Genomic DNA, 15,160 nt, shown 5'->3' on the forward strand with positions numbered 1-15,160 from the left:
AGCTTTTATGCCGTGCCCGCCTGGTCCGGACGCGCGCAGGCGGCCAGTTTCCGGTACAATGCTGCGGATGAACTCCCCGGTAAACCTTTTTGCGGCCGTCCCCAAGCGGTCTGCCCGCGCTCCCGCTGCGCCTTTCCTGCCCATGTCCCGCGAAGAAATGGACAAGCTGGGCTGGGACGAGTGCGACGTCATCCTGATCACGGGCGACGCCTATATCGACCATCCCAGCTTCGGCATGGCCCTGGTCGGGCGCCTGCTGGAGGCGCAGGGCTACCGGGTGGGCATCATCGCCCAGCCTGACTGGCAGTCGGCCGAGGCCTTCCGCGCCCTGGGCAAGCCGCGCCTGTATTTCGGCGTGACCGCGGGCAATATGGACTCCATGGTCAACCGCTACACGGCCGACCGCAAACCCCGTTCCGACGACGCCTACACGCCGAACGGCGAACCGAACAAGCGTCCGGACCGCGCGGTCTCGGTGTACGCCCAGCGCTGCCGCGAAGCCTTCCCCGGCACGCCGGTGGTGATCGGCTCGATCGAAGCCTCGCTGCGCCGCATCGCCCACTACGATTACTGGTCGGACAAGGTGCGCCGCTCCGTGCTGTTCGAGTCCAAGGCCGACATGCTGATCTTCGGCAACGCCGAGCGCGCGCTGGTGGACCTCACCCGCCGCATGGCCGAGGGCGAGAACATCAAGACCATCCGCGACCTGCGCGGCACCGCCTTCCTCGTGCCGTCCGGCTGGATGCCGGGCGAGGACTGGGGCGTGCACAACAGCACCCGCGTCGATATTCCCGGCAAGATCGATGCCCATCCCGATCCCTACCTGATGGTGCAGCCGAACACGCCGTCCTGCGCCACGGAGAACGGCGGCGCGCCGGCCGCCGAGGTCAACCCGGCCATGGTCGAGCCCAAGGCCGAGGTGGCGAAGCCGATCCGCATCATGAGCCGCGAAGAGCGCCTGGCCCTGCAGAAGGAAAAACACAACAGGACCGTGGTGCGCCTGCCGTCCTACGAAACCGTGAGCACCGATCCGGTGATGTACGCGCACGCCTCGCGCGTGTTCCACCTGGAATCGAATCCCGGCAATGCGCGCGCCCTGGTGCAGGCGCATGGCGACCGCGATGTGTGGATGAACCCGCCGCCCCTGCCGCTGCAGATGGACGAGATGGACAACGTCTACGACCTCGAATACGCGCGCGGCCCCCACCCGAGTTACGGCAATGCCAATATCCCGGCCTGGGAAATGATCCGCTTCTCGGTGAACATCATGCGCGGCTGCTTCGGCGGCTGCACCTTCTGCTCGATCACCGAGCACGAAGGCCGCATCATCCAGAGCCGTTCCGAGCCGTCCATCCTGCGCGAGATCGAGCATATCCGCGACAAGACCAAGGGCTTCACCGGCATCATCTCCGACCTGGGCGGGCCCACCGCGAACATGTACCGCCTGTCCTGCAAGGACAAGGAGATCGAATCGACCTGCCGCCGCCTGTCCTGCGTGTACCCGTCGATCTGCGTGAACCTGGGCACCAACCACAATCCGCTGATCAAGCTGTACCGCAAGGCGCGCGCCATTCCGGGCGTGAAGAAGGTGCTGATCCAGTCCGGCCTGCGCTACGACCTGGCCGTGCGTTCGCCGGAATACGTGAAGGAGCTGGTGACCCACCACGTGGGCGGCCTGCTGAAGATCGCGCCGGAGCACACCGAGACCAATGTGCTGAGCAAGATGATGAAGCCGGGCATCGGCGCCTACGACGAGTTCAAGGCCCTGTTCGAGAAGTACTCCATCGAGGCGGGCAAGAAGCAGTACCTCATTCCCTACTTCATCGCCGCCCACCCGGGCGCGACGGACGAGGACATGCTGAACCTGGCGCTGTGGCTGAAGAAGAACAACTTCCGCCTGGACCAGGTGCAAACCTTCATGCCCACGCCCATGGCCATGGCGAGCGCCATGTACCACTCGCGCAAGAACCCGCTGCACAAGGTGACGGAAGAGTCGGAAACGGTGGAAACGCCGCGCACGCTCAAGCAGCGCCAGGCGCACAAGGCCTTCCTGCGCTATTACGATCCGAAGAACTGGCCCATCCTGCGCGACACGCTGCGCCGCATGGGGCGCGGCGACCTGATCGGCACGGGGGAGCGCCACCTCATTCCGCCGTATGTGGTGGGCGAGGAGAACTTCAAGCCCGCGGCGGGCAAGCGCGCGATGCCCATGCTGGCGCCGGGCGCGGACAAGCGCGGCAAGCTGCCCCCGGCGGCAGCGGGCGGACGGGGCAGGCCCAATGCCCTCACCGGTTCCCTCACGGCGCGCGCCACGGTTGAGACCAAGACCCGGCCGTCCATCCTGGACACTATCAAGGTGAAACCGAAAGCGGCCGTCAAACCGGTGCGCAGCGGCCGCAAGTAATCCAGGCAGGACGCGAATCCGCAACAGCATGGCCGTTTCTCCGGAAACGGCCATGTTGTTTTTGGGCATCTGTCACATTTCGATGCAATAATGCTGGTTTACGGCGCTGCGCCCGAGGGGCTGCAGCACATCTGCATCGACAATTGGAATCCTTATGAAGATGACCCTGAAGTCCCTTTTCCTCGTGCCCGTGCTGGCGCTGATGGCAGCCTGCGGCGGCGGCGGCGATGACAAGGCCGCAACGCCCACCACGCCGGCGACGCCAACCCTGGTCTCCATCGCCCTTACGCCCGCCAATCCCACCCTGGTAGTCGGCGCCACCCAGCAGCTGACGGCCACCGGCACCTATTCGGACGGCAAGAGCAGCGCACTGAAGGATGGCATCACCTGGGCCGCCAAGGGCAATGTCGTGTCCGTCTTCACGAGCGGCCTGGTCACGGCCAAGGCCGTGGGTACGGATACGGTGACCGCGACGGTGGGCAGCATCGTGGGCAGCACGAGCTTCACCGTCACCGGCCCCTGGGCCGATGCAGCCGCGGGCGGCAACCAGACCCTGGGCCTGCGCAAGGACGGCACGCTGTACGGCTGGGGCTGGAACCGCTGGGGCCAGCTGGGCAACGGCACCACGGCCGACCAGAGCAAGCCTGCCGCCGTGAGCGGCAACGTCACCACCTGGGCCAAGGTGGTCAGCGGCGAATTCCATACCCTGGCCGTGCGTACCGACGGCACGCTGTGGGCCTGGGGCTTCAACCAGAACGGCCAGCTCGGCCTGGGCAACACCCTCGACAAGGCTGTTCCAACCCAGATCGGCACCGCCAAGGACTGGGTCACGGTTGCCGCGGGCAAGTCGCACTCCATCGCCATCAACAAGAAGGGCGAACTGTGGGCCTGGGGCCGCAACTTCAACGGCCAGCTGGGCGACGGCACCGCCATCGACAAGCTGGTGCCGACCCGCATCGGCACCGCCACCAACTGGAAATCGGCCAGCGCGGGTGTTGCCCATACCGTGGCGCTGAATACGATCGGGGAGCTGTACGGCTGGGGCGCCAACGAAAGCGGCCAGGTCGGCAACGGCGCCCTGGCGGACGTGAATGCGCCGGTGCGCATCGGCACCCAGAACTGGGTCTCGGTGGCGGCGGGCGGCAGCCACACGCTGGGCATTCTCTCCAACGGCACCCTGTTCGCCTGGGGCGCGAACGACGTCGGCCAGCTCGGCAACGACGCCTTCGCCAACGTGACGGCGCCGGTTCAGATCGGCACCGACAGCAACTGGGCCTACCTCGCGGCCGGTGCGCGCCACTCGCTCGCCGTGAAGGCCGACGGCACGCTGTGGTCCTGGGGCTCGAACAGCGACGGCCAGCTTGGCAGCGGTACGGTGGCGGACCGCCGCATTCCCGTCCAGGTGGGCACGGCCACCGCCTGGAAAGCCGTGTCGGCAGGCCTGAACCACAGCGTCGCCCTGCAAAGCGACAGCACCCTGTGGACCTGGGGCCGCAACGCGGAAGGCCAGCAGGGCAACGGCAACAACAACACGGTGCTGAGCCCGGCGCTGCTCCAGTAAGGTCCTCCCATGCGGGCGAAAGGGCGGACTGGGTCCGCCCTTTTTCTTTTCGTGCCATGCTGCATGAAAGCCACATTTTTGTCTTGGACGGCGCGGAACCCGATACAATCAGTTAACTGGTCTTGACGTCCCGCTAACCTGGTTCCGGCTTATAGTGCGTCCATTCTTCCTCGTCCTGCTGCTCTCCCTGCTCACCGCTGGCGCCCAGGCGCAGGACAAGGTGGTGCTTCAACTGAAGCACATCCACCAGTTCCAGTTCGCGGGCTACTACGCCGCCATCGAGAAAGGCTATTACCGCGATGCGGGCCTGGAGGTGGAGCTGGCCGAAAGCACGGACGGCACCGAACCCGAACGCGCCGTGCTGTCGGGCCGCGCCCAGTACGGCGTCGGCAGCAGCGCGCTGCTGCTCTCCCGCCTCTCCGGCAAGCCCTTCGTGGTGCTGGGCGTGATCTTCCAGCATTCTCCCTATGTGCTGGCGATGCGCCAGCAGGAGCCCAATCCCGACATCCGCAGCATCATCGGCAAGCGGGTCATGATCGGCACCCTGAACGACGAAATGAGCCAGGCCGACGAGCTGCTGGCCTACCTGAAAAAGGAAGGCATCACGCCCGACCGCCTGATCCGCCGCGAACACAGCTTCAACCCGGACGACCTCGTGTCCGGCAAGGTGGACGCCATGTCCATCTACCTGACCAACGAGCCCGACTACCTGGACCGGGTGGGCTTCCCCTACGATATCTACAATCCGCGCTCGTCGGGCATCGACTTCTACGGCGACAACCTCTTCACCAGCGAGCAGGAACTGGCTTCCCATCCGGACCGCGTGAAGGCCTTCCGCGCCGCCAGCCTGAAGGGCTGGCAGTACGCGATGAGCCATCAGGAGGAGATTGCCGACCTTATCCTGAACAAGTACTCGCGCCGCAACGACCGCCTACACCTGCTGTACGAGGCGCGCCAGATGGTGCCCCTGGTGCAGCCCGTGCTCGTGGAAATCGGCTACATGAATCCGGACCGCTGGCAGCATATCGCCGACATCTATACCGACCTTGGGCTGCTGCCGAAAGGCGTGTCCTTTTCCGGATTCCTCTACAACACGGAGAGCGGATCCCAGCTGGTGTGGCTCTACCGGGTCGCAGGCGCGGCGGGCCTGCTGCTGCTCGCGGGCGCGGCCATCCACTTCACCCTGCTGGCGCGGGAACGCAGCCGCGCCCAGGAGGCCATCCGGCTCGGCGAGCGGCGTTTCCGCACCATGTTCGAATCCGCGCCCATGGGCATTGCCCTGGTCGATTCGCGCACGGGCCGCTTCGCCGACATCAATCCGCGCTATGCCGAAATCGCGGGGCGCGCCGTGGACGAAATCAGGAACGGCACCTGGATGGACGTGGTCGACCCCGAGGACGTGGCCTTGATCGTGCCGCAGATGAAGGAATTCGCCGAACGCGCGCTGCCCGGCTTCAAGACCACGGCCCGCCTGGTGCGGCCGGACGGCACGCGGGTCTGGGTGGAGGCTTCCATCACGCCGGTGGAGGCAGGCAGCGCGGGCGGGCCGTCCATGCACCTTTGCATGATCGAGGACGTCACGGACCAGAAGAAGACGGAAGCCCTGATCTGGCAGCAGGCCAATTTCGACACGCTCACCCAACTGCCCAACCGCCGCATGTTCCTGGACCGGCTGCAGCACGACATCCTGAAGAGCCGGCGCGACGGCACCCGCATCGCCATCCTCTTCATCGATCTCGACCACTTCAAGGAAGTCAACGACACCCTGGGCCACCACCAGGGCGACGTGCTGCTGGTGGACGCGGCGCGCCGCATCAGCGCCTGCGTGCGCGAGTCCGATACCGTGGCCCGCCTGGGCGGCGACGAATTCACCGTCATCCTGCCCGACCTGGACGAGGTGGACCGGGTCGAAACCATCGCCCAGAACATCATCGACAGCCTGCTCATGCCCTTTTCGCTGGGCCAGGAGCAGGCTTTCGTGTCGGCCTCCATCGGCATCACGCTTTATCCCGACGACGCGGGCAGCATGGAGGACCTGCTGAAACACGCGGACCAGGCCATGTACGCGGCCAAGGGCGCGGGGCGCAACCGCTTCAGCTACTTCACGCCCGCGCTGCAGGTGGCTGCCCTGAACCGCATGCGCCTGACCAACGACCTGCGCGGGGCGCTGAAGGGCGAGCAGCTGCGGCTGTACTTCCAGCCCATCGTGCACCTGAAGACGGGGCATATCCGCAAGGCGGAAGCCCTGCTGCGCTGGGAGCATCCGCAGCGCGGCATGGTCAGCCCGCTCGAATTCATTCCCCTGGCCGAAGCAAGCGGCCTGATTGTCGATATCGGCCAGTGGGTGTTCCAGGAGGCCGTGCGCTGGGCCCAGCGCTGGCGGCAGGATGTCCACCCCGAATTCCAGGTGAGCGTGAACCAGTCGCCGCTGGAATTCCAGCGCGAGGGCGCCAGCTACGAGAACTGGCTGCGCTATCTGCAGCAGCAATCGCTGTCCGGCCAGGCCCTGGTGGTGGAGATCACGGAAGGCCTGCTGCTCGACGCCAGCAGCGCCGTCACGGACAAGCTGCTGCAGCTGCGCGATGCGGGCATCCAGGTCGCGCTGGACGATTTCGGCACCGGCTATTCCTCCCTGTCCTACCTGAAGAAATTCGATATCGACTACCTGAAGATCGACCGCAGCTTCACCCGCAACCTGGCGCCCGACTCCAGCGACATGGCCCTGTCGGACGCCATCATCGTCATGGCCCACAAGCTCGAGCTGGAGGTGATCGCGGAAGGGGTTGAAACCCCGGAACAGCGCGAACTGCTGGCCGCCGCGGGCTGCGACTACGGCCAGGGCTACCTCTTCGCCCGCCCCATGCCCGCCGCCGACTTCGACCTGATGCTGCGCCAGCAGCGCGCCGCCTGAAGCAAACCTGTCATTCCAGCCACAAAGTCGGATAATGACGGTCCCGTTTCGGGGTTTCGATAGCGACACTCAATTGAAACCATTGGAACAATCAATTTTCCAAATTAACGGGAAAGCCGTACACTGGCATCTCAAATTTGATAACAACCTCACGAGGAAACCACAATGTCTCTGATCAACACCCAAGTTAAGCCCTTCAAGGCCACCGCTTACCACAACGGCAAATTCGTGGACCTGAGCGAAGATTCCCTGAAAGGCAAGTGGTCGGTATTCGTGTTCTACCCGGCGGACTTCACCTTCGTCTGCCCGACCGAACTGGAAGACCTGGCGGACAACTACGCCGAGTTCCAGAAGCTGGGCGTGGAAGTGTACGGTATCTCGACCGACACCCACTTCGCCCACAAGGCCTGGCACGACACCTCGGACGCGATCAAGAAAGTGAACTACCCGCTGATCGGCGACCCGACCGGCCACCTGTCGCGCAACTTCCAGGTCATGATCGAAGAAGAAGGCCTGGCCCTGCGCGGCACCTTCGTGATCAATCCTGACGGCTTCATCAAAGTGATGGAAGTGCACGACAACGGCATCGGCCGCGACGCCTCCGAGCTGCTGCGCAAGGTGAAGGCCGCCCAGTACGTGGCTTCCCACCCGGGCGAAGTGTGCCCGGCCAAGTGGACCGAAGGCGCCGCCACCCTGACCCCGTCCCTGGACCTGGTCGGCAAGATCTAAGCACTAGCAGTACCCCGATACCTGGCCGGCGGGGGAACTCCCGGCCAGGTAAACAAAAGCAAAGGAATACAGTCATGTTGGATGCCAATCTCAAAACCCAGTTGAAAGCCTATTTGGAAAAAGTGGTGCAGCCGATTGAGATCGTCGCATCGCTCGATGACTCCGCGAAGGCGCGGGAAATGCAGGAACTGCTCGGCGAGATCGGCGCCTTGAGCGACAAGATTACCGTGGTCGAGGACAATGCCGCCAACGTGCGCAAGCCCTCGTTCTCGATCAACCGCCCTGGCAGCGATATCGGCGTGCGCTTCGCCGGCATCCCCATGGGCCATGAATTCACCTCCCTCGTGCTGGCGCTGCTGCAGGTGGGCGGCCACACCATCAAGCTGGACGAGGCCGTGATCGAACAGATCCGCAACCTGGACGGCGACTACGAGTTCGAGACCTTTATCTCGCTCAGCTGCCACAACTGCCCGGAAGTGGTGCAGGCCCTGAATGCGATGTCCGTGATTAACCCGCGCATCAAGGTCACCACCATCGACGGCGGCGTATTCCAGAAAGAAGTGGAAGAGCGCCAGATCATGGCCGTGCCCATGATGTTCCTGAACGGCCAGCACTTCGGCCAGGGCCGCACCAATGTCGAGGAGATCCTGTCCAAGCTGGACACCAATGCGAGCGTGCGCGCCGCGGCGGAACTGAACAAGAAAGACGTGTTCGATGTGCTCATCGTCGGCGGCGGCCCCGCAGGCGCCGCGTCGGCGATCTACGCGGCACGCAAGGGCATCAGGACCGGCGTGCTGGCCGAGCGTTTCGGCGGCCAGGTGCTCGACACCCTGGCCATCGAGAACTTCGTGTCCGTGACCGAGACCGAAGGCCCGAAATTCGCGGTGGCGCTGGAGCAGCACGTGAAGGCCTACGAAGTGGACATCATGAATACCCAGCGCGCTGCGAAGCTGGTGCCGGGCAAGGTCTCCGAAGTCCATACCGAAAGCGGCGCCGTGCTGAAGGCGAAGACCGTGATCCTCTCGACCGGCGCGCGCTGGCGCGAGATCAACGTGCCGGGCGAGAAGGAGTACCGCAACCATGGCGTGGCCTACTGCCCGCACTGCGACGGCCCCCTGTTCAAGGGCAAGCGCGTGGCAGTGATCGGCGGCGGCAACTCCGGCGTGGAAGCGGCCATCGACCTGGCAGGCATCGTGTCCCACGTGACCCTGATCGAATTCGGCGCCGAGCTGCGTGCGGATGCGGTGCTGCAGCGCAAACTGCGTTCGCTGAAGAACGTGGACATCGTGGTGTCGGCGCAGACCACCGAGATCCACGGCGACGGCAAGAAGGTGAATGCCCTGAGCTACACCGACCGTGCCAGCGGCGAAGCGAAGCGCGTCGAGCTGGAAGGCGTGTTCGTTCAAATCGGCCTGGTGCCCAACACCGAATGGCTGAAAGGCACGGTGGCCCTTTCGCGCCACGGCGAGATCGAAGTGGATGCGCGCGGCCAGACCTCGGTGCCTGGCGTGTTCGCGGCGGGCGATGTGACGACAGTGCCTTACAAGCAGATCGTCATTGCAGTGGGCGAGGGAGCGAAGGCGGCGCTGTCGGCCTTCGACCACCTGATCCGCTCCGGCGATGAGGAAGAAGTAGTGGCGGACGCAAAGCAAGCTGTAGCCGTCTAAGGGCAGGGGACAGACCCCGGACGGGGTCTGTCCCCGTTACCCCAGTCCGCCACTGAACATGGTCAGCCAACTGTGTTCGGTGGCGGACTAAGCTTTTGGGGACAGACCCTGTGCAGGGTCTGTCCCCGCTGCCGTCATCACTCCAGATCCGCGCTGGCCTGGCGTTGACGCAGGGCCAGCGCGTGCCGATGCCGCGCGCGCAGGCGCGGGTTGGTTATCAGCCTGCCCAGAGTCTCGCCGATCACCATCACCACTCCCAGCAGGGGCAGCACCAGCATCAGACCCGCCACGCCCGCCACCGAGCCGCCGATAAAGATCATCAGCACCGTCACCAGCGGATGGATACGCAGGCTGCGGCCCAGGGTCAAAGGCATGAACACGAAGTCGTCCAGCAGGCGCGCTGCAATGAAGACGACGATGGCGCTGTAGGCGATCATCGTATCGCCCGGCGCGTCGGCCGACGCCACCAGCACCACCATGATGCAGCCCAGGATGGAGCCGACGAAGGGAATCCACGCCAGCATGGCCGCGATCAATCCAAGCAGCACGGGCGAGGACACCCCGATCACCCACAGCCCGAAGGCCAGTACCGCGGTATCGAGCACCGTGAGCTTCAGCATGCCCTGGAAGTAGCGGCGCGCCGTCTGGTCCACCTCATGCAGCAGGAAGAGGGTCTTCTCGAAGAAGGCGTTCGGCACGGCGCGCGCGAGGAAGCGCTTGAAGCGCCCGCCGTCGCGCAGGAAGAAGAAGGTCAGGAAGGGCGCCAGCAGCAGCGAGGGTATCCATGCCACGGCGCCCACCAGGAGGCCGGGCAGGTGCTCGGTGAAGAAGTCGTGCGTGTAGGCGCTGAAGCGGGCGTTGATGGTGTCCGACAGGCCCGCCTGATGCAGCACGGGGAACTTGTCTTCCAGCGAGAGCAGGGTATTGCGCACGAAGGAAGTGCCGCCCTCGATATAGCGTTCGGGCAGTCCCTGCCAGGTGCTGCTGGGGCTCATGGACAGCCAGGCCATCAGCGCCAGGCCGAAAAGCAGCATGCAGAGGACGAAGCCGCTGCCCACCAGCAGGGCGGCGCTGTTATGGCTGAAGCCCATGCGCAGCAGGCGGTGCATGGGCGGCAGCAGCACGTAATAGAGAATAATCCCGAGCAGGAAGGGCACCGTCAGCCACAGCATGTGCTGCAGCAGGAAGAGCAGCAGGCAGGTGGCGAGCACGATGGCGCTCCATACCACGGGTCCTGGACGGCGGCCGGACATTTACAGGATCTCGATCTGGGGGCTGCCGCACATCCACTCGCGCAGGCGGGCGCCGATATGGCGCGCCAGGGCGAGCGAAATCTTGTAGCCGATGACGGCATCGGTTTCCATCAGTCCCATGAAGTCGGCGCGGAAGAATACGGCCAGCTGGCAGTTGTCCAGGGCGCGCGCCTGGGCGCTGCGGGGAGAGTTGTCCAGCAGGGCGAGGTCGCCGAAGAAGGAGCCGGCCGGCAGTTCGGCCACCACTTCCTTGCCGTTGGCGCCAGCGCGGGTGATCTGCACGCGGCCCGAAATCACCAGGTAGAGGGCCTGGCCTTCCTCGCCTTCGTCGAAGATGATTTCCTCGGCCAGGAAGCGGCGCTCGTGCATGAGGCCGTCCACGATCTTCAGTTCCAGCGGCGTCAGCGAGGAAAACAGCGCCGACTCGCGCAGCCGGTTCAGGCGCGGCGACAGGGCGGGCGATTTCAGGAAACCAAAGATCACGTGCAGCTCCGTTCGGGCGATGTGTTGTTACAACACCATTGTCGCCGGTTTTTCGCGCTTGCCACCGTTTACCGGCGGAAGGTGTTGCAGAGGGGACACAAAAAGGACGGCAAATGAAAAGAGCCCGATCGATGATCGGGCTCTCTGGATTCTGGCGGAGTGGACGGGGCTCGAACCCGCGACCCCCGGCGTGACAGGCCGGTATTCTAACCAACTGAACTACCACTCCTAATTCTTCGCATTTCCTGGTGGGCGCTGAGAGGGTCGAACTCCCGACCTAATCCTTGTAAGGGATCCGCTCTACCAACTGAGCTAAGCGCCCGTCCAATGTTTCGGAACTGCTTGAACGTTTGTCACAACGTTCAGAAGAGGCCGTATTCTACAGCGCCCTTTCCGCAGTCTGCAAGGGGTTTTCGTGCATTTTCCGAAAATCTTGCGGAATTGGCCATTCGGAGTGGTACGCTGCGGTTCCAAGCCCACCCTGGAGATGCCGATGCGCGCTTCCGACGACGATGCCCTCTACGCCCGCGTCAGCTGGCGCCTCCTGCCTTTCCTCTTTCTTTGCTATGTGGCGGCGTATCTGGACCGGGTCAATGTGGGCTTCGCCAAGCTGCAGATGCAGGCCGATCTCGCGCTGTCGGACACGGTGTACGGCATTGGCGCGGGCATTTTCTTCCTGGGCTACTTCCTGTTCGAGGTGCCTTCCAATCTCCTGCTGGCGAAGGTGGGCGCGCGGCGCTGGATCGCCCGCATCATGATCAGCTGGGGCCTGGTGTCGGCGGCCACCATGTTCGCCGACAGCCCTGCCAGCTTCTATGTGCTGCGCTTCCTGCTCGGGGTGGCGGAAGCGGGCTTCTTCCCGGGCGTGGTGCTGTACCTCACCTACTGGTATCCCTCGCGGCGGCGCGCGCGCATCGTGGCCCTGTTCATGAGCGGCGTTGCGGTTGCAGGCGTATTGGGCGGGCCGCTGTCCGGCTGGATCATGCACAGCCTCGACGCGGCGGGCGGCCTGCATGGCTGGCAGTGGCTCTTCCTGCTGGAAGGCCTTCCATCCATCGCCCTGGGCGTGTGGACCCTGTTCTGGCTGGACGATGGCATCCGCAGCGCGCGCTGGCTGAACGAAGCGGAGCAAGGGCGCCTGGTGGCGGCGCTGGCCGAAGACGGCGAGCCGCGCGCCCACTGGCCGCTGCGCCACGTATTCGGAAGCGGGCGTGTGTGGCTGCTGGCGATCATCTACTTCTGCTTCGTGATGGGGCTGTACGGCGTGAGCTTCTGGCTGCCGCAGCTGATACGCAACAGCGGCGTGAAGGACGTGTTCGAGATCGGGCTGCTCACGGCCGTCCCCTACGCCATCGCCGCCATCGTGATGGTGCTGGCCGCATGGCATTCGGACCGGCAGGGCGAGCGGCGCTGGCATACCGCCATTGCGGGACTGGCTGGCGCTGCGGGCCTGCTGGCCTCCACCGCCTATGCCGATAATACCGTCGCGGCCATGGCGGCATTGAGCCTGGCGACGGCGGGCATTCTCACGACCTTCCCCATTTTCTGGAGCCTGCCCACCGCGATGCTGGGCGGAGCGGCTGCCGCAGCGGGCATCGCCCTGATCAATTCCGTCGGCAACCTGGCGGGCTTCCTCAGCCCCTATCTCGTGGGCGCGATCCGCGATGCCACGGCATCGACGGCGCATGGCATGACCCTCCTGGCGGGCAGCCTCCTGATGGGAGCTCTCCTCACGGTCTTCTCCGTGGGCAGGCAGGGAGAGGTGCTGTGAAGGGCGAACGCGAAATCCTGCTGGAGCTGTTCCAGGCCGCCGTGCGCGCCGTCGATCCGCTGCATATTCTCGCGCCGCATCTGCCGCCGCCGCCGAAGGGCCGCACCATTGTGATCGGCGCGGGAAAGGCTTCAGCGCGCATGGCGCAGGCCGTGGAGCGGCATTGGAAAGGAGCGCTCACGGGGCTCGTCGTCACGCGCTACGGCCACGGGGCGCCCACGCAGCACATCGAGATTGTGGAGGCGGGCCATCCCGTGCCGGACGAGGCGGGCCACCGGGCGGCGCGGCGCATGCTGGACATGGTGCGCGGCCTCGGCCCGGACGACCTGGTGCTGTGCCTGATGTCGGGCGGCGGGTCGGCGCTGCTTTCACTGCCCGCCGAAGGCATCGGCATCGACGAGAAGCGCGATATCAACCGCGCCCTGCTGAAAAGCGGTGCGCCGATCAATGAAATGAACAGCGTGCGCAAGCACCTGTCCGCGATCAAGGGCGGCCGGCTGGCGCTGGCCTGCGGCGCGGCGCAGGTGATGACGCTGGTGCTCTCCGACGTGCCGGGCGACGATGCTTCGGTGGTCGCCTCCGGGCCCACGCTGGCGGACGGCAGCACGGCGGCCGAGGCCTTGTCCATCCTGCAGAAATACGGGATTGCCGTGTCGCCCGCCGTGCGCGCCGTGCTGGAAGATCCTGCGAACGAAACCCCCAAACCGGGCGATCCGCGCCTTGCGCATCACCGCAGCGCCATCGTCGCCACCGCGCAGGACGCGCTGGAGGCGGCGGCGCAGGACGCGCGTGCGGAAGGCCTGGCGCCGCTTATCCTGAGCAACTGCATGGAAGGCGAGGCGCGCGAGGTCGCGATTGTGCATGCCGGCATTGCGCGCCAGGTGGTGCTGCACGGGCAGCCGCTGCCCAGGCCCTGCGTGATTCTCTCCGGCGGCGAAACCAGCGTCACCGTGCGCGGCCAGGGCCGGGGCGGGCGCAATGCCGAGTTCCTGCTGGCGCTGGCCATGGCCCTGCAAGGCCTGCCGGGGGTGCACGCTCTCGCCTGCGACACGGACGGCATCGATGGCACGGAAGACAATGCGGGCGCTCTGCTCGCGCCCGATTCGCTGCAGCGGGCGCGCGCGCTCGGCATCGATGCGAAAGCGCTGCTGGCCGATAACGACGGCTACCGCTTCTTCAGCGCCCTCGGCGACCTGGTGGTGACGGGACCGACGCGCACAAACGTGAACGACTTCCGGGCGATCCTGATTCAATAGAAGTGACGGATGCCCATGCCCAGGCTGTTGCCGCGCGCCTGGCCGCTCAGGCTGTCGCTCATGGCAATCGCATACAGGTCGGTGCGCTTGGACATGCGATGGTCGTATCCCGCCGAGACCGTACGCCGCGCGAGCCTGCCGTTCAGGAGGCTGCCGCTGCGGTGCGACTCGGCCGCCGCCAGCAACACCGCGCCCAGACCCGCGGGGATGCTGAGACCCAGGCTGGCAGTGCGCCCGCGCATGCCGAGCGGGCCAGCGGTTTCCTCCCGCGTGCGCTGGAAGGTGCCGGTGAGCTTGGCCTTGCCGAAGTCGTAGCTTGCGCCCGCGATGGCGGCGCGCTGCGCCGTCACGGCGGCAAAGTTGATGGGAGCCCGGCTCGGCTCCATGATGGGGTTGCCCTGGTTGGGATTGCTCTCGCGGACATGCTGCGCCACCATCGTCAGCGCCAGCGGGCCGTTCTGGTACAGGGCCGTGACGGCGGCGTTGTTGGCGCCTGCCTTGCCCTCCCGTTCGCCCGGCTGGAAATGCAGGCTGGTGCGCAGGCCCTTCCAGGTGGGCGAGGTGTACGCAATGTGGTTGCTCCAGCCGCTGTCGCCCGCGATACCCGCCGCCCAGTTGCGCGCGCCAAGCGGACCGGTGGGAATGAAGGAATGCTGCAGCAGCGGCGAGAACACGAGGGAATTGCCGAAGGGATTGAACGGGATCATGGCCAGGAAGGCGGGCGAGGCCGCGCGCCCCAGCTGCAGCCGGCCGTAGCGGCCGCTCAATGCCACGTTGGCGTCGCGCGAGAACAGGTTGTCGCCCGCGAAACGGCCGGACATGCCGGTATCCATCTGGAACATGCCCGCCACGCGGAACTCCGCGCGCAGGCCGCCGCCTAGGTCTTCCTCGCCCCGGAAGCCGAAGAAGGAGGTGGTCATGCCGCCGCTGCCCACCACATTGCGCCGCGCCGCGTCGCCGCTGGCCTTGAGGGAACCGAGATAGGTGTCCAGCCCGCCGGTAACACTCACCTGGGACTGGGCCAGGGCGGGAATGCAGGCGGCCATCAGCAGCGGAAACAGGGCAGGAATGCGCATGGGGTGTCCAAAGCGAAGGAGATGGCAAATTCTACGCCCGTTCGCGCCA

General features: G+C 65.5%; 10 protein-coding genes and 2 tRNA genes. 7 read left to right on the plus strand and 5 right to left on the minus strand.

Going from position 1 to position 15,160, the window contains the following annotated elements:
- The first annotated feature begins 142 nt into the window (after window positions 1-142).
- The 5 genes from LSQ66_RS22840 to ahpF all read left to right on the plus strand — a co-directional run bounded on the left by LSQ66_RS22840 (window position 143) and on the right by ahpF (window position 9,272).
- On the plus strand, window positions 143-2,404 hold the full coding sequence (locus tag LSQ66_RS22840) for a YgiQ family radical SAM protein (RefSeq protein ID WP_231767461.1): 2,262 nt from the start codon (window positions 143-145) through the stop codon (window positions 2,402-2,404).
- A 154-nt stretch (window positions 2,405-2,558) separates the two neighbouring features.
- Window positions 2,559-3,965: an RCC1 domain-containing protein gene (locus LSQ66_RS22845; RefSeq protein ID WP_231767462.1), complete on the plus strand. Its 1,407-nt coding sequence runs from the start codon at window positions 2,559-2,561 to the stop codon at window positions 3,963-3,965.
- Window positions 3,966-4,119: 154 nt separating this feature from the next.
- The gene (locus LSQ66_RS22850; RefSeq protein WP_231767463.1) at window positions 4,120-6,876 is read left to right on the plus strand and encodes an EAL domain-containing protein; all 2,757 of its coding nucleotides are present in this window, start codon (window positions 4,120-4,122) and stop codon (window positions 6,874-6,876) included.
- 165 nt (window positions 6,877-7,041) lie between these two features.
- Window positions 7,042-7,605 (plus strand): alkyl hydroperoxide reductase subunit C, encoded by a 564-nt coding sequence (gene ahpC / locus LSQ66_RS22855; protein WP_231767464.1) that lies wholly within the window; start codon window positions 7,042-7,044, stop codon window positions 7,603-7,605.
- 74 nt (window positions 7,606-7,679) lie between these two features.
- Window positions 7,680-9,272, plus strand: coding sequence for an alkyl hydroperoxide reductase subunit F (ahpF, locus tag LSQ66_RS22860; RefSeq protein ID WP_231767465.1), 1,593 nt, complete (start codon window positions 7,680-7,682; stop codon window positions 9,270-9,272).
- A 137-nt stretch (window positions 9,273-9,409) separates the two neighbouring features.
- Here ahpF and LSQ66_RS22865 read toward each other — a convergent pair whose 3' ends face one another.
- The 4 genes from LSQ66_RS22865 to LSQ66_RS22880 all read right to left on the minus strand — a co-directional run bounded on the left by LSQ66_RS22865 (window position 9,410) and on the right by LSQ66_RS22880 (window position 11,330).
- A complete protein-coding gene (locus tag LSQ66_RS22865) occupies window positions 9,410-10,525 on the minus strand; it encodes an AI-2E family transporter (RefSeq protein WP_231767466.1) in 1,116 nt (371 codons plus the stop codon).
- Entirely contained in the window at window positions 10,526-11,008 is a 483-nt protein-coding gene (locus tag LSQ66_RS22870) for a cyclic nucleotide-binding domain-containing protein (RefSeq protein ID WP_231767467.1), read from the minus strand.
- A gap of 152 nt (window positions 11,009-11,160) precedes the next feature.
- A tRNA-Asp gene (locus tag LSQ66_RS22875) sits at window positions 11,161-11,237 on the minus strand.
- Between the two features lie 17 nt (window positions 11,238-11,254).
- Window positions 11,255-11,330: transfer RNA gene (locus LSQ66_RS22880), tRNA-Val, on the minus strand.
- 171 nt (window positions 11,331-11,501) lie between these two features.
- Here LSQ66_RS22880 and LSQ66_RS22885 point away from each other — a divergent pair.
- Together LSQ66_RS22885 and LSQ66_RS22890 are read left to right on the plus strand one after the other, a co-directional pair.
- On the plus strand, window positions 11,502-12,779 hold the full coding sequence (locus LSQ66_RS22885; RefSeq protein WP_231767468.1) for an MFS transporter: 1,278 nt from the start codon (window positions 11,502-11,504) through the stop codon (window positions 12,777-12,779).
- A complete protein-coding gene (locus LSQ66_RS22890; RefSeq protein ID WP_231767469.1) occupies window positions 12,776-14,035 on the plus strand; it encodes a glycerate kinase type-2 family protein in 1,260 nt (419 codons plus the stop codon). Before LSQ66_RS22885 ends, LSQ66_RS22890 begins: the two co-directional genes overlap by 4 nt.
- Here the strand turns inward: LSQ66_RS22890 and LSQ66_RS22895 are convergent.
- Window positions 14,029-15,111, minus strand: a complete 1,083-nt coding sequence (locus LSQ66_RS22895) for a porin (protein WP_231767470.1) — start codon at window positions 15,109-15,111, stop codon at window positions 14,029-14,031. The two genes, LSQ66_RS22890 and LSQ66_RS22895, sit on opposite strands and share 7 nt — an antisense overlap.
- Between the last annotated feature and the right edge of the window lie 49 nt (window positions 15,112-15,160).

The organism is Massilia endophytica (assembly GCF_021165955.1).
Taxonomy (GTDB): domain Bacteria; phylum Pseudomonadota; class Gammaproteobacteria; order Burkholderiales; family Burkholderiaceae_D; genus Rugamonas; species Rugamonas endophytica.